We start from the raw sequence: 17,457 nt of genomic DNA, 5'->3' as shown, positions 1-17,457 counted from the left end.
GCGATTGATGCGACGAACGGAGCATTCAGAACGGCAAGTTCAAGCCTTGTTCGGCATCAATCCCGGAAGCGCGTGCGCCAGTGCGTTGATGGCGAAACCGATGAACATGACGCCGCACAAACGGGTGATCAACAACTCGTGACGCTGATACAACGTGCGCACCCGCTGCGCGCCGACCACGCCGATGAGAATGGCGTAGGCGAGCAATCCGCCGAGGAAACTCAGGGCAATCAGGGTCGGCAGCATCGACCAGTTGAGCAGTTCGGCGCGGCTCGACAGCAGCGCGGTGAACGTTGCGACCGCCACCGGGTAGGCCTTGGGGTTGGTCAAACCGAACAGAATGCCGTGCCAAAACGGTTTGCGCGCCGCACCCTGCGGCTCGTCGCCATTGCGACGCTTGGCCCGCACTGCACGCCAGCCGAGCCAAAACAGATACAGGCCGCTGAGCACGCCCAGCACATCAAACGCCGTGCTGCCGATTTCCCGAGCGCCGACAATCGCGATCAGCGCCGTGCTGCACCAGACCACATCACCGAGCAGATGCCCGCAGAGAAACCCGGCACCCGCACGTCGCCCGTGGGCCGCGCCGATGCCGAACACCGCCAGCACGCCCGGCCCTGGCGTAATGCCGTAAATGAAACCCGAGGCCAGAACGGCCATTAGCAACGATGGAGTCATGGAGAACCTGCAACTGCCAGAACACGTGGCCGCCAGTCTATATCAGCCGATTGCGCGTGTTCACGGCTCGTCGTAAAAACGCATGCCGGCGTACGGTTTTTGCCGACACGCTGCCAGCCGCGAAGCCAGATCACCGACGTGGACTTCGAGTTTGTGGCCGTCGGGATCGAGGAAATAGAACGACGCGCCTTCGCTGCGGTTATCCCGCCATTGCGCGACATTGGCGGATTTCAGCCTCTGCACGAAAAGCGGAAAATCCGCCGCGCTCAAGCTGAACGCGTAATGGGTGTAATCGGGGTTCGGCTCGGACTTCCGCAGCGGATCCAGCGACAGGCATAACCACAGCCCGGGCAACGACAAATAAGCACCGGCATCCCACCTCGCCTCGACGTGCAGTTGCAGCACATCGCGATAGAACGTCAGGCTGCGATTCAGATCGCTGACCGCCAGGGTCAGGTGATTGAGGCCGGTGAGCATGGGATCAGTAACCTCGGAGATCTTCGGGGACGGTGTATTGTTCGCCGTCGTAGGTAAGGGTGATCTTCGTTTGCTTCAGGCGGGTGGTTTTGGATAGACACTCTTTACCCGACTGCGTGTTTTTCATTTTGCTGCCGCTGGTGGTGACGATCAAATCGGCCAGACCATGATAACTGGAAGGGCCGATTTCGACGGTTCGGCGAATCGTCTTGGTATAGCCTTCGCAATCATTGCTGAACTCACCGTTGGTCTTGGCCACCACCAAGCCTTCCAGCACAGGACGCAACTGACTGCCTTCGCGCACATACAGCGCCAGATCTGTTTTCTCGTAGGGATTGGCGCGAGAACTGTGCGCGAACTTTGAACGTAGGCCGAAAGCCCGAACGTCCGGCGCCAGACGATAGCGCGCCGTGTCGATGTGCAAATCATCAAAGCGCACGGCATCGGAGTTGTAAGCGCCCGGTTTACGGTAAGTGGCGATGGGGTTGTAAGTGCTGGCGTTGACGATCGACAGATCCAGATCGAAGACCCCGGCATCATCGCCGCCGGCGTCGGCAAGATACGTCGATTTAACCGCAATCGCCTGGTTCTGCACGGCCGGCCAGACTTTGCAGCGCGACAGGGATTTGCCGTCGAAGTCTTTGGTTTGGCATTCTGCCTGGGCTTGAGGAGCGAGGGTCAGAATACTGAGGGCAATAAGGAGTCTGGTGGGCGTGAGCATTGTTCTTCCTTGATAAGAGTCGTGTTAAGCAGGGCGGTTAAAGCCCTTTGAAACCTTGCGGCAAAACGTAAGACTTTCCGTCATAACGCAATGTTGTGAGAACGGGTGGGTAATGGGTGATTTTATCTTCACAAGCCTCTGCGTCGCCCACGCTGCTTGTGCCGGTTTGCTGAGTCTTGACGATCAGGTCCGCAAAACCATGGGAGCTTGTTTTGGCGACTTCCACCGTTCTGGTAATTTCGCTGCGTTCACCTTCGCAAACATCATTCCACTCGCCGCTGTATTGGGAGACCAGCAACTGCCTCAGGACTGGACGCAACGTTGCTCCCTCTCTCACGTAAAGCGAGAGCTGAACCTCTTCCAAAGGATTGAGACGAGATGCATTGGTGACACGGGCACGCACACCGAAAGCCCGGAAATCGGCAGCCACTTTGTAGCGTGCAGTATCGAGTGCCAGTTCCACCAAGGCTACGCCGTCAGTTTCGAAAGCAGCGGCTTGATGATAAGTGGCAACAGGAACTGATCGTCCATCCTGCAATACATACAAATCAACATCGTAAAAGCCGTGCGAGTTTCCTTCTACATAATCGGAAGCGCGCTCGAATCTGGCAGTGGCGTTGAGGGTTTGCCCGGGATACGCCGGCCAATCCTTGCAAACCGAAAAATCCAGATCCCCCGACACTTTCGGCGGAGTGCATTCGGCCACTGCCTGCCCCGCCAGCAACCATCCGCACAATGCCGCACACCCAATCCAGCCAGACTTCATTGTCACTTCCCGCTCCTTGATCACTTTTCAGCCGCGCACTATCCCCTCCTCAATCCTCCGATTCAACCAATTCAACGCCTGATCCCCACCCCGCCGCTTATGCCATGCCAAGACAAACGTAAACGGCGGTATCTCGAACGGTGGCGGCACGACGATCAATTCCTGCTGATCGATCTCCTGCACGCTGCGCGATGACACCGTAAGAATCAGATCCGTGCCACTGATGAACTGCGGCGCGACGTTCCAGTGCGGCAGGCTGATTGCGACGCGGCGGCGTTCACGCAATGAGGTCAGTGCCCGCTCGATTTCCGGCGTGCCGCTGCCGCGCATTTCGAGCAATACGTGTGGACGTGACAGGTAGGTCGGCAAGTCCAGGACGCCGTTGGCCGGCAGCGTCTGGCGGTCCAGCAGGCAGACGTAGCGTTCTTCGAACAGTACCGAGCTGCGCAGTTCGTTGGGCATCTCCGGGAAGACGCCGGCGGCGACGTCGATATCGCCATTGAGTACGCCTTCGAGCATGCCTTCGCGGCTGGCATGGCTGATTTGCAAATCGATCCCCGGGGCTTCCCGGCGCAGGGTGCGGATCAACCCCGGAAGAATGATCGCCGCGCCGTAATCCGACATCGCCACGCGAAACGTCCGACGCGCAATGGCCGGGTCGAAAGTGTTCGGCGCCAGCAGCGATTGCACTTGTGCCAGCGCTTCGGTCAACGGCGCGACCAGTTCGAGCGCCCGCGCTGTCGGCACCAGCGTCGAGCCAGCGCGCACCAGCAGCGGATCACCGAGCAGATCGCGCAATCGCGCCAGCGCATGGCTGACCGCCGGTTGACTGAGGTGCAGGCGCTCGGCGGCGCGGGTGACGTGCTGCTCGCTGAGCAAGGCGTCGAGGATCACCAACAGGTTGAGGTCGATACGGCGCAGATCATTCATCTGATGCATGTTCTGGATGACAAAATGGAATTTAAATCTGCGCGACGAATACTCTAGAGTCCAGCAAAACCTGTTGGAGTTTGATCATGAGTACCTTGCAGTGGGCCGGATTACTGGCCTTGGCGGCGTTCGCTGGCGCGGTGGTGCCGTTTCAGAGTGCGATCAACAGCAATCTGGCACGCGGGTTGGGACATCCGTTATGGGCGACCTTGGCGTCGTTGCTGGTGAGTGTGTTGGTGTTGCTGCCGGTGATTCTGGCGTTGCGGTTACCGCTGCCATCGCTGGCGTTCATCAGCAAGGCGCCGCTGTGGATGTGGGCCGGTGGTGCGTTTGGGGTTTGTTTTGTCGCGCTGGCGGTGGTGTTGCTGCCCAAGCTCGGGGCCTCTGGATTCGTGGCGCTGGCGTTGGCTGGGCAGGTGATTGCATCGATGGTGCTGGATCACTTTGGGCTGTTCGGGTTGGTGGAGAAACAGCTGACGGTGTCGCGAGCGTTGGGAGCGGTGTTGTTGATTGGCGGGGTGGTGTTGATTCAGTTTGGCGGGGTGTTTGAGAGGAATGCCGTGATAGCTGGGTAAGCCTTCAGATTATTCGGTGCCTGGAAGTCCGTTTTCGCGAGCAGGCTCGCTCCCACATTTTAATCGCGTTTCAGATGAGAAAATGCGATTCCCTGTGGGAGCGAGCTTGCTCGCGAAGGCGTCATGCCAAACACCGAAAATCTCAAAACGCGTTACGGAAAATCTCCTCGATTTGCCGTTGATCCGCCGCACGCGGGTTGGTCAGGCCGCAGGCGTCTTTCAGGGCATTGCCGGCGAGGATCGGGATGTCGCTGAGCTTGGCGCCGAGCTCGCGCAAGCCGCCGGGAATATCGACATCCCTGGCCAGACAACGGATCGCATTGATCGCCGCTTGCGCTCCCTCCTCCGGGCTGAAGCCACGAATGTCGGCGCCCATTGCATGAGCCACATCGGTCAGGCGCTCGGCGCACACCAGCGCATTGAACGTCTGCACATGGGGCAGCAAAACCGCATTGCACACGCCGTGGGGCAAATCATAAAAACCGCCCAACTGATGCGCCATCGCATGCACATAACCGAGGGAGGCATTGTTGAAGGCCATGCCGGCGAGGAACTGCGCGTACGCCATGTTTTCCCGCGCGGCGAGATCGCTACCGTCGCGCACGGCCAGGCGCAGGTTGTTGCTGATCAAAGTTATCGCCTTCAACGCGCAGGCATCGGTGATTGGGTTGGCAGCGGTCGAGACGTAGGCTTCGATGGCGTGGGTCAATGCGTCCATGCCAGTGGCGGCAGTCAGGCCTTTGGGCATGGCGACCATCAATTCCGGGTCATTGACCGACAGCAGCGGCGTAACGTTGCGGTCAACAATGGCCATTTTCACGTGGCGCGATTCGTCGGTGATGATGCAGAACCGGGTCATTTCGCTGGCGGTGCCGGCGGTGGTGTTGATCGCGATCAGCGGCAGTTGCGGTTTGCTCGATTGATCGACGCCTTCGTAGTCGCCGATCTGCCCGCCATTGGTCGCACACAGGGCGATACCTTTGGCGCAGTCGTGGGGAGAACCGCCACCGAGGGACACGACGAAATCGCAGCGACTTTCCTTGAGCAAGCCCAGACCCGACTCGACGTTAGCGGTGCTCGGATTGGGTTTGGCGCCGTCGAAGATCACCGAGTCGATGTCCTGCATCGCCAGTTTCTCGGCGACCATCGAGGCCACGCCGGCCTTGGCCAACCCGGCGTCGGTGACGATCAGCGCCTTGCGAAAACCGTAGTTGCGGATCGCGACCATGGCTTCGTCGAGGCAGCCGTTGCCCATGATGTTGACCGCCGGAATGAAAAAGGTGCTGCTCATCGTGCGTCTCCTGACTGGGCCGAATCGACTGTGGCGAACCGGCGGGTGCACACAGGATCGACCGATCGGTCACGGACGATGTTGATCTGGCTCAATGCTCGCTCGTGATAAAGTCGCCGCCCATCAGCCCTTTGTTTTGAGACCTCCTACGCAATGACCGATTTTCTGGATGTCGACGCCAGCCTTGAAGACTGGAACACCCTGCGCGCCGCGACCGAGTTCAACGGTCTGCTGGTGGGCAATGGCGCCAGCCGCGCCGTGTGGGACGACTTCGGCTACGACTCGCTGTTCGAAAACGCCCGCACCGTGGAAGAAAAACCGCTGAGCCCGTCGGAACTGGCGGTGTTCGATGCCATGCAGACGCGCAGCTTCGAGCAGGTGCTCGGCGCGCTGAAAACCACCAGTCGGGTCAACAAGGCCCTGGCCGTCAGCTCGGCAGCGCCGCGCAATCGCTATTACGCGATCAAGGAAGCGCTGATCAACACCGTGCACGCGGTGCATATCCCGTGGCGTCTGGTGAAAGCCTCGACCCTGGCGACGCTGAACGGAGAACTGGCGCGGTATAGCACGGTGTTCACCACCAACTACGACTTGCTCAACTACTGGGCGCTGCAACACAACAGCGAAGCCATCGATGATTTGTTTAACGGCCCGAGTGCCAGTTTCGACCTGAGTGAAAGCAGCACCGACAAACCGCGTTTGCTGTATCTGCACGGCGGTCTGCATCTAGTGCGCAATCAGGACGGCACCGCGCGCAAACTGACCTCGACCGAGGGCACGCTGCTCGGCAGTTTTGCGATCAACAACACGATCAAGACGCTGGACGACGTGCCGCTGTTCGTCACCGAAGGGCCGAGTGCGGACAAGCTCAAAACCATTCGCAGTTCGGATTATCTGTCGTTCTGTTATCAGCAATTGCTGGGGCATTCGCAGAGTCTGTGCATCTTCGGCCATGCGTTGGGCGAGCAGGATGCGCACATTGTGCGGGGGCTTCGGTTGGCAAAACCGAGGACCGTGGCGATCTCGATTTACCCGCGCAGTGCGGCGTTTGTTCAGCACCAAAAGCGGCATTACGCGAAGGTGTTTGAAGGGACCGGGGTTGAGTTGCGGTTTTTTGATGCGAAGACGCATGCGCTTGGTAGCCCGAAATTGTCGGTGCCGGTCGAGGTTTGATGCAGGCCTGACCGACGCTTCCGCGATGCATTTACCTGTGGGAGCGAGCCTGCTCGCGAAGACGGTGTATCAGTCGATGATGATGTTGACTGATAGATTGCTTTCGCGAGCAGGCTCGCTCCCACAGGAATGGCGCTGGATTTGAAAGTGAGGTCAGAGCACCCGCAATGTCTTGTCCTTGATAACTTTCGTCGGCCCATTGGTCTTGACGCTGGCGATGCCTTTGTCACACGCCGAATCCGATGAATACGACTCGCTGCTGCCGATGATCTGGTGATTGGCAGCCTTGAGGTTGAAGTACGGATGACCGTCCTTGGTGGTCTTTTTCTCGTAGCGTTCATCCAGCGGACTGTTGGTCTGCACCGAAGCAATGCCGCCGTCCGCCGCCGCGCGGGTGGTGTACAGCTCACTGCTCAAAATGGTTTCGGCATTCGCTGCTTTCAACACGAACCTGAACTGGCCGTTGCTGCTTTTACTCACTTCGTACCATCCGGACATGCTCGTTGCTCCTTGGCGGTTGAGAGGTTTTTCGCCAATGAGTAAAGACCAGCCGTAGCCTTCTGTCGCCTGTGCCGGCCTCTGCGCGAGCAAGCTCGCTCCCACAGGGGACAGCATTGCAGTTGCAGAACGCGGTCGAGAGTGGGAGCGACCCTGCTCGCGATTGAGGCAACCCGGTGTCAGCTATTTCACCACCGCGCGCACCACCGAAAGCTCAGGCGCACTCACCCGCCGCTGACTCAGATAACGCATGCAACTCACCCGCAGGAACGAGGCGAAATTCACCACTTCGCCGCGATAATCCATCACCTCTTCATACAGTTTGGCGATCAGTTGGTTGGTGGTCATGCCATCGACTTCGGCGATCTCGCTGAGGATGTCCCAGAACTGATTCTCCAGGCGCAACGTCGTCACCACGCCGCAAATGCGCAACGAACGCGAGCGCGATTCGTAGAGAATCGGGTCAGCCTGGACGTAGAGCTCGCACATCGACGAATCCTCGTTACAAAGTGATTTTGGTGCCGAGCAGACCGAGAAATCCGGCCAGCCAGTTCGGGTGCGCCGGCCACGCCGGGGCAGTGGCCAGATTGCCTTGAACGTGGCCATCCGTCACGGGGATGTCGATGTACGTACCACCCGCCAGTCGAACTTCCGGGGCGCAGGCCGGATAGGCGCTGCATCCGCGACCTTCCAGCACACCCGCCGCCGCTAGCAGTTGTGCGCCGTGGCAGACCGCCGCAATCGGCTTGCCGGCCTTGTCGAAGGCACGCACCAGGTCGAGGACTTTTTCGTTGAGACGCAGGTATTCCGGGGCACGACCGCCGGGAATCACCAGCGCGTCGTAGTCGGCTTCGCTGGCCTTGGCGAAGTCGAAGTTGAGGGCGAACAGATGACCGGGTTTTTCGCTGTAGGTCTGGTCGCCTTCGAAATCATGGATCGCGGTGCGCACGGTCTGGCCGGCAGCCTTGTCCGGGCACACGGCGTGGACGCTGTGACCAACCATTTGCAGGGCCTGGAACGGCACCATCACTTCGTAATCTTCGACGTAATCGCCGACCAGCATCAGGATCTTTTTCGCGGCCATGGGGAGGACTCCTCTGGAGAATGCTTGGGAGTATTGAAGGTAGACCTTATCCGCAAGGTCGGGTAACAACCGGCTACTACCTGACAACCGTGTCATCGTTCTTCGCGAGCAAGCTCGCTCCCGCATTTGCAATGCATTCCCCTGTGGGAGCGAGCCTGCTCGCGAAGGGGCCCTGAAACTGTACGCCTAAGTCTGCGCCTAGCTGTAACAGCCCGAACTCCGAAGATTATGGCTAGATGAGGACACCTTCCAGCCACCTCAACATCGGGTCCCCCCTCATGTCCTCGCGCGAAAACACCGGCATGGCCCTCGGCCTGCTCGGCGTGGTGATTTTCAGCCTCACCCTGCCCTTCACCCGCATCGTGGTGCAGGAACTGCATCCGCTGCTCAACGGTTTGGGCCGTGCGTTGTTCGCGGCGATTCCGGCGGCGATGTTGTTGTTATGGCGCCGCGAGAAATGGCCGACGTGGCGGCAGGTCAAAGGCCTGAGCATGGTGATCGCCGGGGTGATTCTGGGTTTCCCGGTGCTGTCGGCGTGGGCCATGCAAACTCTGCCGGCGTCCCACGGAGCGCTGGTCAACGGCCTGCAACCGCTGTGCGTGGCGCTGTATGCCGCGTGGTTGTCCCATGAGCGTCCGTCAAAAGCCTTCTGGGCCTGCGCCGCTTTAGGCAGTGCGTTGGTGCTCGGTTATGCGCTGTACACCGGAGCCGGCAGTATTCAGGCCGGTGATCTGTTGATGCTCGGCGCGATTGCCGTAGGTGGTCTGGGTTACGCCGAAGGTGGCCGGTTGGCCAAGGAGATGGGCGGCTGGCAGGTGATCTGCTGGGCGCTGGTGCTGTCAACGCCGCTGTTGATCGGGCCGGTGCTGTATCTGGCACTGCAACATCAAGGCGCGGTGTCGGCCAAGACCTGGTGGGCGTTTGGTTATGTGGCGCTGTTTTCGCAGTTTCTCGGATTTTTCGCGTGGTACGCGGGGCTGGCCATGGGCGGGATTTCCCGGGTCAGTCAGGTCCAGTTGTTGCAGATCTTCTTCACTATCGCGTTCTCGGCGCTGTTCTTCGGTGAACACGTCGAGCCTATTACCTGGGTGTTTGCCTGCGGAGTCATCGCCACTGTCATGCTCGGGCGCAAAACCGCGGTGAAATCAAATGTGGGAGCGACGGTGCGACCGTCGCTCCCACAGAGTCAGAGGTAACCGTCAGCGCGCAGCAGGGTTTCCAGGCAGTGTTCGCTGATGTGGTAGAACGCCTTCAACTCTTCAATCTTCACCAACAACTGCGCCGGGTCCACCGGCTCGGCGCGCTTCACCGCGAGAATCATTTTGTTCTTGTTGGTGTGTTCCAGCGAGATGAACTCGAACACTTTCGTTTCATACCCGCAGGCTTCCAGGAACAGCGCGCGCAAGCTGTCAGTGACCATTTCTGCCTGCTGGCCGAGGTGCAAACCGTATTGCAGCATCGGCTTGAGCAGCGCCGGGCTCTGGATCTGCAGGCGGATCTGTTTGTGGCAGCACGGCGAGCACATGATGATCGACGCGCCGGAACGAATCCCGGTGTGGATCGCGTAATCGGTAGCGATGTCGCAGGCATGCAGGGCGATCATCACGTCCAGCTCGCTCGGCGCCACGCTGCGCACATCACCGCACTTGAACACCAATCCCGGATGATCGAGTTTCGCGGCAGCTGCGTTGCACAGGTTGACCATCTCTTCGCGCAACTCGACGCCGGTGACTTCGCCCTCGGCCTTCAAGGTGTTGCGCAGGTAGTCGTGAATCGCAAAGGTCAGGTAACCCTTGCCCGAACCGAAATCCGCCACGCGCACCGGTTTGTCCAGCGCCAGCGGCGAAGAGGTCAGGGCATGGCTGAACACTTCGATGAACTTGTTGATCTGCTTCCACTTGCGCGACATCGCCGGGATCAGCTCGTGCTGGGCGTTGGTCACGCCCAGGTCCTTGAGGAACGGGCGGCTCAGGTCAAGGAAACGGTTTTTCTCGCGGTTATGCTCGGCGGACGGCGCTTCGCGCAATTGCTGAGGTTTGCTCTTGAACAGCGAAGACTTGCCCTTTTTGCTGTATTCCAGCTGGGCTTCGTCGCTTACAGCGAGCAAATGCGCATTTTTGAACGACGCCGGCAACAGCGCGGCAATCGTCGCCACCCCCTCGCTCAACGGCAGATTCTTGGTGATGTCGCGGGTTTTGTAGCGATAGACGAAGGACAGATTCGGCTGCGCTTTGACGGTGACCGCTTTGATGATGACCCGCTGCAGCTCCGCCTCTTCACCGACGTACTTGGCCAGCACCAGTTTGATGAAGCCGTTCTGGTCGAGGCTGGTTTGCAGCAGCTCGATGAACTGGGCGTGGTGATCGGACGCGGGCTGGGTGGCAGGAGCAGTAACGGACATGAAAAAGCGGCCTCGGACGGGCGAAATCGGGAATGGCGGGTATTTTAGGGGGGATGCGGGTTGGGGACACGCTCTTATTTACCCAACGGTTGTTAGAAGCACCCTCACCCTAGCCCTCTCCCGGAGGGAGAGGGGACTGACCGAGGTGTTTTCACGAATTACGCCGACTTGAAATACCGAGTCGAACTCAGGTTTGAAGGGCCCCCGATCTGCTCCCTTTCCCCCTCTTCCATTGGGAGAGAGCTGGGGTGAGGGGCTGGATCTCAGCGTCGACGAATAATCCAGGTGTTACCCCAGCACAATCAACCGATTCGGCAACTCATTCCTGACCTGCGTCACCGGCACATGCACCTTGAGCAATTCCCCACACGCCTCGATGCACGTCACAAATCCCTCCAGCGTGCGCCCCTGCCGCACCTGCTCAGTAAACGAGGCGACAATCGCATCCCAACTCTTGTTGTCCAGCCGCTTGGAAATCCCTTCATCCACCAGAATTTCCACATACCGCTCTGCCTCGCAGACAAAAATCAGCATCCCCGTACTGCCCACAGTGTGGTGCAGGTTCTGCTCGAGAAACTGCCGCCGCGCCAGGTTCGAAGCGCGCCAGTGGCGCACGCGGCGCGGGATCAGATGGGTAGTGATTTTCGGCAGACGAAACAGCAGGCACAGCACGATGAATGCGCCCCACTGCACCAGCAACAGACTGCGCAGGGTCAGCCAGCCAGTCAGGTAATGCACGACGCCCGGCACCACCAGCGCCAGCAGGCTGGCCCAGAGCAACGGGATGTAAGCGTAATCGTCGGCACGAGCCGCCAGCACCGTCACCAGTTCGGCGTCGGTGTCGCGCTCGACCCGGGCGATCGCCTCGGCGACTTTGCGTTGTTCGTGTTCAGTCAGTAATGCCATGTTGAAAAGTGCCTGCTCATTATTCTTTTAAGGTCACCAGCCGCCGGATGAACCACCGCCGCCGAAACTGCCCCCGCCGCCGCTGAAGCCCCCGCCTCCACCGCCGCCGCCACCAAAACCGCCGCCACCGCCGAAGCCTCCACCGCCCCCCGAGCCGCCACGGCCGGCGGGCAGGATACCGAGCATCTGGCAGACAAACACCGTCAGGATGAACAACATCACTAAAAACACGAAGACGCTGGGGTGCCGCGAGATGAAATCATCGGACGGATCACCGCTCGATTCATACACCGTGGACGGTTCATCCAGCGGATTACCGCCGAGCACCACCAGCATCGCCGCGACGCCATCGCTGATGCCTTTGCTGAAATTGCCGGTCTTGAACGCGGGTGTGATGACTTGATGGATGATCACGGAACTCTGCGCATCGGTCAGCCGATCTTCCAGGCCATAACCGACTTCAATACGCAGTTTGCGCTCGTCACGGGCGACGATCAGCAGCGCGCCGTTGTTCTTGTCCTTCTGGCCGATGGCCCAGTGGCGCCCGAGCTGAACGCCATAATCCTCGATGGTCGTGCCCTGTAGATCCGGCACGGTGACCACGACCAGTTGCTCACCGGTCGCCTGCTCGTGGGCCTGCAACTGCTGGCTCAGTTGCGCGCGCACCGACGGCTCGAGCATCTGCGCTTCGTCCACCACTCGCCCGCTCAGCGCCGGGAACGTCAACTCGGCCCGAGCGCTGACGGCAAACAGCCACAGCATCAGCACCAGGCTCATTTTCAACACGCGCATGGACAACCTCGAATCAGAATTTCACTTCCGGGGCCTTTTCCGCGCCGGGCGTGGTGGCTTCGAAGGTTTCGCGAATCGGCAGATCGCTGTACATCACGCTGTGCCAGAGGCGACCGGGGAAGGTGCGGATTTCGGTGTTGTATTTCTGCACCGCCAGAATGAAATCGCGGCGCGCCACGGCGATGCGGTTTTCCGTGCCTTCAAGTTGTGATTGCAAGGCGAGGAAGTTCTGGTTGGCCTTCAAATCCGGATAACGCTCGGAGACTACCATCAAGCGGCTCAACGCACCGGTCAACTGATCCTGCGCCTGCTGGAACTGCTTGAGCTTCTCAGGGTTATCGAGGGTGCTGGCATCGACCTGGATCGACGTCGCTTTCGCCCGTGCTTCGATCACCGCGGTCAGGGTTTCTTCCTCATGCTTGGCATAACCCTTCACGGTTTCCACCAGGTTAGGGATCAGGTCAGCGCGGCGCTGGTACTGGTTCTGCACTTGGCCCCACGCGGCTTTGGCCTGCTCGTCGAGGGTCGGGATATTGTTGATACCGCACGCCGTCAGCAATGTGGCGAACACCAACAACGTGGCGACCTGCAAGCGCGAGCGGTAGGTTGGACTGACATTCATCGGAGTGATGCTCCCTGGCACATTTAATTAAAAAACCGGCGGTGAAACATTCGGGCCCGGCTCTTCGGGCATAATCGGCCGCGCCACTGGATTGCTGCGGGCTAATGGGCTAAAAAGTGCCCTGCGCGATCACGCTGTCGATGCTCGGCGGTCGTGTTTGGTTCGATCTTTTTTGAGCCTGCACCCGAACAACAATAGTCGCTCCCTAAATTTTGGCTGGCCGGCATTGCATTGCCGTTTGTGCCCTTGAGAAAAATATTCATGAAGAAGCTGTGTTTGCTGGGCCTGTTCGTCAGCCTGGCCAGTCATCAAGTATTGGCCGCCACGACCCCGGTACCCCTGGAAAACAAGGACGCGTTCATCACCAACCTGATGAACCAGATGACCCTCGACGAGAAGATCGGCCAGTTGCGCCTGATCAGCATCGGCCCGGAAATGCCCCGCGAACTGATCCGCAAAGAGATCGCCGCCGGCAACATCGGCGGCACGTTCAACTCGATCACTCGCCCGGAAAACCGTCCGATGCAGGACGCTGCCATGCGCAGCCGCCTGAAGATCCCGATGTTTTTCGCCTACGACGTGATCCACGGTCACCGGACTATTTTCCCGATTCCGCTGGCCCTCGCCTCGAGCTGGGACATGGACGCCATCGGCCAGTCCGGCCGTGTTGCCGCCAAAGAAGCCGCCGCCGACAGCCTTGACATCACTTTCGCGCCGATGGTCGATATCTCCCGCGACCCGCGCTGGGGCCGCAGCTCCGAAGGTTTCGGTGAAGACACCTACCTGACCTCGCGCATTGCCGGCGTGATGGTCCGGGCCTATCAGGGCGCCACTCCGAGCGCGGCCGACAGCATCATGGCCAGCGTCAAGCACTTCGCCCTGTACGGCGCCGTTGAAGGTGGCCGCGACTACAACACCGTCGACATGAGTCCGGTGAAGATGTATCAGGATTACCTGCCGCCGTACCGCGCCGCGATTGATGCCGGCGCCGGCGGTGTGATGGTCGCGTTGAACTCGATCAACGGCATTCCGGCCACGGCCAACACGTGGTTGATGAACGATCTGCTGCGCAAGGACTGGGGCTTCAAGGGCCTGGCGGTCAGCGACCACGGCGCGATCTTCGAACTGATCAAGCACGGCGTCGCCCGCGACGGTCGTGAAGCGGCGAAACTGGCGATCAAGGCCGGCATCGACATGAGCATGAACGACACCCTCTACGGCAAAGAACTGCCGGGGCTGCTCAAGGCCGGTGAGATCGAACAGAAAGACATCGACAACGCCGTGCGCGAAGTGCTCGCCGCCAAGTACGACATGGGCCTGTTCAAAGACCCGTACCTGCGTATCGGCAAGGCTGAAGATGATCCGGCCGACACCTACGCCGAAAGCCGTCTGCACCGCGCCGAAGCCCGCGAAGTCGCGCGTCGCAGTATGGTGTTGCTGAAGAATCAGAACGAAACCCTGCCGCTGAAGAAAGACGCGAAAGTCATGCTGGTCGGTCCATTGGCCAAAGCTCCCATCGACATGATGGGCAGTTGGGCCGCCGCCGGTAAGCCAGCGCAATCGGTGACCCTGTTCGACGGCATGAGCTCGCTGATCGGCAACAAGTCGAACCTGATCTACGCCCGTGGCGCCAACATCACCAGCGACAAGAAAGTCCTCGACTACCTGAACTTCCTCAACTTCGATGCCCCGGAAGTGGTCGATGACCCGCGCCCGGCCAACGTGCTGATTGACGAAGCAGTGAAAGCTGCCAAGGACGCTGACGTGATCGTTGCAGCCGTTGGCGAGTCCCGTGGCATGTCCCACGAATCGTCCAGCCGTACTGATCTGAACATCCCGGAAAACCAGCGCGAGCTGATCCGTGCGCTGAAAGCCACCGGCAAACCGCTGGTACTGGTGCTCATGAACGGCCGTCCGCTGACCATTCTCGAAGAGAACCAGTCGGCTGACGCGATTCTGGAAACCTGGTTCAGCGGCACCGAGGGCGGCAACGCGATCGCCGACGTGCTGTTCGGCGATTACAACCCTTCGGGCAAACTGCCGGTAACCTTCCCGCGCTCCGTGGGTCAGATCCCAACCTACTACAACCACCTGAGCATTGGTCGGCCATTCACGCCGGGCAAACCGGGCAACTACACCTCGCAGTATTTCGATGACACCACCGGGCCGCTGTTCCCGTTCGGTTATGGCCTGAGCTACACCAACTTCGCCCTGAGCGATATGGCGCTGTCGTCGACCACGCTGAACGCCACCGGCAAGCTCGACGCCAGTGTCATGCTGAAAAACACTGGCAAGCGTGACGGCGAAACCGTGGTGCAGCTTTACATTCAGGACGTCACCGGTTCGATGATCCGCCCGGTGAAAGAACTGAAGAACTTCCAGAAGATCCTGCTCAAGGCCGGCGAACAGAAAGTCGTGCACTTCACCATCACCGAAGATGACCTGAAGTTCTACAACGCCCAGCTCAAGTACGCGGCGGAGCCTGGCAAGTTCAACGTGCAGATCGGCCTGGATTCACAGGACGTGACGCAGCAGAGCTTTGAATTGCTGTAACCCCCCCGCGCCCCTGATCGTTCCCACGCTCCGCGTGGGAATGCCTCAAGGGACGCTCCGCGTCCAGTGACGCGGAGCGTCACGGGCTGCGTTCCCACGCAGAGCGTGGGAACGATCATCAGGTGAGCGACTAGCCGCGGCGGTCGAGGATATTGACCACCACCCGATCCACCCAGCCCCAAATCCGCTGCTTGACCCGCCGCCACAAGGGCCGGCGCTGCCACTCTTCCAGACTCACCTGCTGACTCAGCCCGAAGTCCTTCACGAAGCTCGCCTCCACCGCTGCCGTCAACGACGCGTCCAGCGCCTCCAGATTCGCCTCGAGATTGAAGCGCAAATTCCAGTGATCGAAGTTGCATGAACCGATGCTCACCCAATCGTCCACCAGCACCATTTTCAGGTGCAGGAAACACGGTTGGTATTCGAAGATCTGCACCCCGGCCTTGAGCAGTCGCGGGTAGTACCGATGCCCGGCATAGCGCACCGACGGGTGATCGGTGCGCGGGCCGGTCAGCAGCAAGCGCACGTCGACGCCGCGCGCGGCAGCCTTGCGCAACGAGCGACGGATTTTCCAGGTTGGCAGGAAGTACGGCGTGGCCATCCAGATGCGTTTTTGTCCGCTGTTCAGCGCGCGGAACAGCGATTGCAAAATGTCCCGGTGCTGGCGGGCATCGGCATACGCCACGCGGCCCATGCCCTCGCCTTTGTCCGGCACGCGCGGCAAACGCGGCAGACCGAAATGCGCGGCCGGGCGCCAGGCGCGGCGGTAGCGGTTGGCAATCCATTGGCGATCGAAGAGCAATTGCCAGTCGATCACCAACGGGCCGCTGATCTCGACCATCACTTCGTGCCACTCGCTGGTGTCGTGGCCCGGCGTCCAGAATTCGTCGGTGACACCGGTGCCGCCAACCACGGCCACGCATTGATCCACCAACAACAATTTACGGTGATCGCGGTAAAAGTTGCCGACCCAACGGCGCCAGCTCAACCGATTGTAGAACCGCAGCTCGACACCGGCCTGCGTCAGGCGCTGACGCAACGTGAGCGTAAACGCCAGACTGCCGTAATCATCGAACAGGCACCGCACACGCACGCCGCGCTCGGCCGCCAGCACCAGCGCCTGGACAATGGTTTCAGCACAGGCGCCGGCCTCGACCAGATACAGCTCAAGCTCGATCTGCTCCTGCGCACCCGCAATCTGCTCAAGCATGCGCGGGAAGAATTGCGGGCCGTCGATCAATAACTCGAATCGATTGCCGTCACGCCACGGGAACACCGCGCCGCGCATGTCAGCGCGCCGTGAAAATCAGCACCGCACCCACCGGCACCGACAGACTGATGGCCGACAGGTCGGCGAGTTTGCGCAGACTTTCCAGCCCCGGCACCAGATCGAAATCCTCGGCGTTGATCACCAGCGGTTCCAGTGTCACCACTTGAAAGCGCCGGTCATCGAGGCGCGTCGCCAGCAGTTCGGCGGGGTACTCGTGTTGCTTGCCGTGCAGGTTGACGGTCAGCGGCAGGCGCAATTCCAGCTGCGCGCCGGGGGCCAAGTCGTTGATCGGGCGCAGGTCGATCTGGGTGGTGATGGTCGCTTCGGGGAATTGCTCGATCTGAAACAGCTCCTTGCGCATGCGCTCGTCGCGCAGCGGGATGCCGCTGTTGATCGAGTCCAGCTCGACTTCGACTTCGGCGCGACCGTTAGGATCGACCTTGCCGTGCAGCACCAGAAAGCGCTGCACTTCGGAAATGTGGGCGTTTTTCGTGCTGACGAACGACAGCCGCGACGACTCGCCGTCCAGATACCAATTGGCCTGCGCCGGCAGCGCGACGGCGGCGAGCAGCAGACTGGACAGGGTTGCACAGAGAGAGCGGTTGAACATTGAACACTCGTGGGGCCGATAAACCTGCACGAACCTTAACCGCCCACGCGGTTATTGCAAACTGCGGATCACACCCGGTGGGAGCGAGCCTGCTCGCGAAGACGTCGACG

19 protein-coding genes and 1 pseudogene are annotated in these 17,457 nt (G+C 60.1%); 4 read left to right on the top strand and 16 right to left on the bottom strand.

Translation table 11 applies throughout. The annotated features are described in order from the left end of the window. Window positions 1-39: 39 nt before the first annotated feature. The 5 genes from ACQ4OE_RS08460 to ACQ4OE_RS08440 are packed head-to-tail and all read right to left on the bottom strand — an operon-like array spanning window position 40 to window position 3,581. Window positions 40-678 (bottom strand): LysE family translocator, encoded by a 639-nt coding sequence (locus ACQ4OE_RS08460; RefSeq protein WP_430946348.1) that lies wholly within the window; start codon window positions 676-678, stop codon window positions 40-42. Between the two features lie 60 nt (window positions 679-738). Then, window positions 739-1,155, bottom strand: coding sequence for a fosfomycin resistance glutathione transferase (gene fos, locus ACQ4OE_RS08455; protein ID WP_430946347.1), 417 nt, complete (start codon window positions 1,153-1,155; stop codon window positions 739-741). Between the two features lie 4 nt (window positions 1,156-1,159). Beyond that, complete coding sequence (locus ACQ4OE_RS08450) at window positions 1,160-1,876, bottom strand: hypothetical protein (protein WP_430946346.1); 717 nt, start codon at window positions 1,874-1,876, stop codon at window positions 1,160-1,162. A gap of 37 nt (window positions 1,877-1,913) precedes the next feature. Continuing rightward, window positions 1,914-2,642: a hypothetical protein gene (locus tag ACQ4OE_RS08445; RefSeq protein WP_430946390.1), complete on the bottom strand. Its 729-nt coding sequence runs from the start codon at window positions 2,640-2,642 to the stop codon at window positions 1,914-1,916. A 27-nt stretch (window positions 2,643-2,669) separates the two neighbouring features. After that, entirely contained in the window at window positions 2,670-3,581 is a 912-nt protein-coding gene (locus ACQ4OE_RS08440; RefSeq protein WP_430946345.1) for a LysR substrate-binding domain-containing protein, read from the bottom strand. A gap of 77 nt (window positions 3,582-3,658) precedes the next feature. Here ACQ4OE_RS08440 and ACQ4OE_RS08435 point away from each other — a divergent pair, with 77 nt between their 5' ends. Next, window positions 3,659-4,147 (top strand): DMT family transporter, encoded by a 489-nt coding sequence (locus tag ACQ4OE_RS08435; RefSeq protein ID WP_430946344.1) that lies wholly within the window; start codon window positions 3,659-3,661, stop codon window positions 4,145-4,147. A 142-nt stretch (window positions 4,148-4,289) separates the two neighbouring features. Here the strand turns inward: ACQ4OE_RS08435 and yiaY are convergent, their stop codons facing one another. Then, a complete protein-coding gene (yiaY, locus tag ACQ4OE_RS08430) occupies window positions 4,290-5,438 on the bottom strand; it encodes an L-threonine dehydrogenase (RefSeq protein WP_430946343.1) in 1,149 nt (382 codons plus the stop codon). A 153-nt stretch (window positions 5,439-5,591) separates the two neighbouring features. Here yiaY and ACQ4OE_RS08425 point away from each other — a divergent pair, with 153 nt between their 5' ends. Then, the gene (locus tag ACQ4OE_RS08425; protein WP_430946342.1) at window positions 5,592-6,611 is read left to right on the top strand and encodes a DUF4917 family protein; all 1,020 of its coding nucleotides are present in this window, start codon (window positions 5,592-5,594) and stop codon (window positions 6,609-6,611) included. A gap of 32 nt (window positions 6,612-6,643) precedes the next feature. Here the strand turns inward: ACQ4OE_RS08425 and ACQ4OE_RS08420 are convergent. The 4 genes and pseudogenes from ACQ4OE_RS08420 to ACQ4OE_RS08405 form a co-directional block, all read right to left on the bottom strand. Further along, window positions 6,644-6,742, bottom strand: a pseudogene (locus tag ACQ4OE_RS08420) (metal ABC transporter ATP-binding protein); the annotation flags it as partial. A 22-nt stretch (window positions 6,743-6,764) separates the two neighbouring features. Then, a complete protein-coding gene (locus ACQ4OE_RS08415) occupies window positions 6,765-7,109 on the bottom strand; it encodes a YegP family protein (protein WP_430946341.1) in 345 nt (114 codons plus the stop codon). Between the two features lie 183 nt (window positions 7,110-7,292). After that, window positions 7,293-7,598, bottom strand: a complete 306-nt coding sequence (locus ACQ4OE_RS08410; protein ID WP_430946340.1) for a ribbon-helix-helix domain-containing protein — start codon at window positions 7,596-7,598, stop codon at window positions 7,293-7,295. A 13-nt stretch (window positions 7,599-7,611) separates the two neighbouring features. Continuing rightward, a complete protein-coding gene (locus ACQ4OE_RS08405; RefSeq protein WP_430946339.1) occupies window positions 7,612-8,193 on the bottom strand; it encodes a DJ-1/PfpI family protein in 582 nt (193 codons plus the stop codon). A gap of 278 nt (window positions 8,194-8,471) precedes the next feature. Between ACQ4OE_RS08405 and ACQ4OE_RS08400 the strand changes: the two genes are divergently transcribed. After that, complete coding sequence (locus ACQ4OE_RS08400) at window positions 8,472-9,389, top strand: DMT family transporter (RefSeq protein ID WP_430946338.1); 918 nt, start codon at window positions 8,472-8,474, stop codon at window positions 9,387-9,389. On the opposite strand, the gene ACQ4OE_RS08395 is transcribed toward ACQ4OE_RS08400, so the two are convergent. From ACQ4OE_RS08395 to ACQ4OE_RS08380, 4 genes are all read right to left on the bottom strand, one after another. Next, complete coding sequence (locus ACQ4OE_RS08395; RefSeq protein WP_430946337.1) at window positions 9,380-10,594, bottom strand: class I SAM-dependent methyltransferase; 1,215 nt, start codon at window positions 10,592-10,594, stop codon at window positions 9,380-9,382. The genes ACQ4OE_RS08400 and ACQ4OE_RS08395 overlap by 10 nt on opposite strands. A gap of 288 nt (window positions 10,595-10,882) precedes the next feature. After that, window positions 10,883-11,500, bottom strand: a complete 618-nt coding sequence (locus ACQ4OE_RS08390) for a TPM domain-containing protein (protein WP_430946336.1) — start codon at window positions 11,498-11,500, stop codon at window positions 10,883-10,885. Between the two features lie 33 nt (window positions 11,501-11,533). Continuing rightward, a complete protein-coding gene (locus ACQ4OE_RS08385; RefSeq protein WP_430946335.1) occupies window positions 11,534-12,292 on the bottom strand; it encodes a TPM domain-containing protein in 759 nt (252 codons plus the stop codon). Window positions 12,293-12,305: 13 nt separating this feature from the next. Further along, complete coding sequence (locus tag ACQ4OE_RS08380) at window positions 12,306-12,914, bottom strand: LemA family protein (RefSeq protein WP_122591621.1); 609 nt, start codon at window positions 12,912-12,914, stop codon at window positions 12,306-12,308. A 261-nt stretch (window positions 12,915-13,175) separates the two neighbouring features. On the opposite strand from ACQ4OE_RS08380, the gene bglX reads away from it, so the two are divergent. Continuing rightward, on the top strand, window positions 13,176-15,467 hold the full coding sequence (gene bglX / locus ACQ4OE_RS08375) for a beta-glucosidase BglX (protein WP_430946334.1): 2,292 nt from the start codon (window positions 13,176-13,178) through the stop codon (window positions 15,465-15,467). A 130-nt stretch (window positions 15,468-15,597) separates the two neighbouring features. On the opposite strand, the gene ACQ4OE_RS08370 is transcribed toward bglX, so the two are convergent. Next, a complete protein-coding gene (locus ACQ4OE_RS08370; protein WP_430946333.1) occupies window positions 15,598-16,755 on the bottom strand; it encodes a phospholipase D-like domain-containing protein in 1,158 nt (385 codons plus the stop codon). A 1-nt stretch (window position 16,756) separates the two neighbouring features. Beyond that, window positions 16,757-17,347 (bottom strand): YceI family protein, encoded by a 591-nt coding sequence (locus ACQ4OE_RS08365; protein ID WP_430946332.1) that lies wholly within the window; start codon window positions 17,345-17,347, stop codon window positions 16,757-16,759. Between the last annotated feature and the right edge of the window lie 110 nt (window positions 17,348-17,457).

This window comes from Pseudomonas sp. WC2 (assembly GCF_050586545.1).
Taxonomy (GTDB): Bacteria; Pseudomonadota; Gammaproteobacteria; order Pseudomonadales; family Pseudomonadaceae; genus Aquipseudomonas.
The sequence above is the reverse complement of the archived record's forward strand: the minus strand, read 5'-3'. Positions and strand labels throughout refer to the sequence as shown.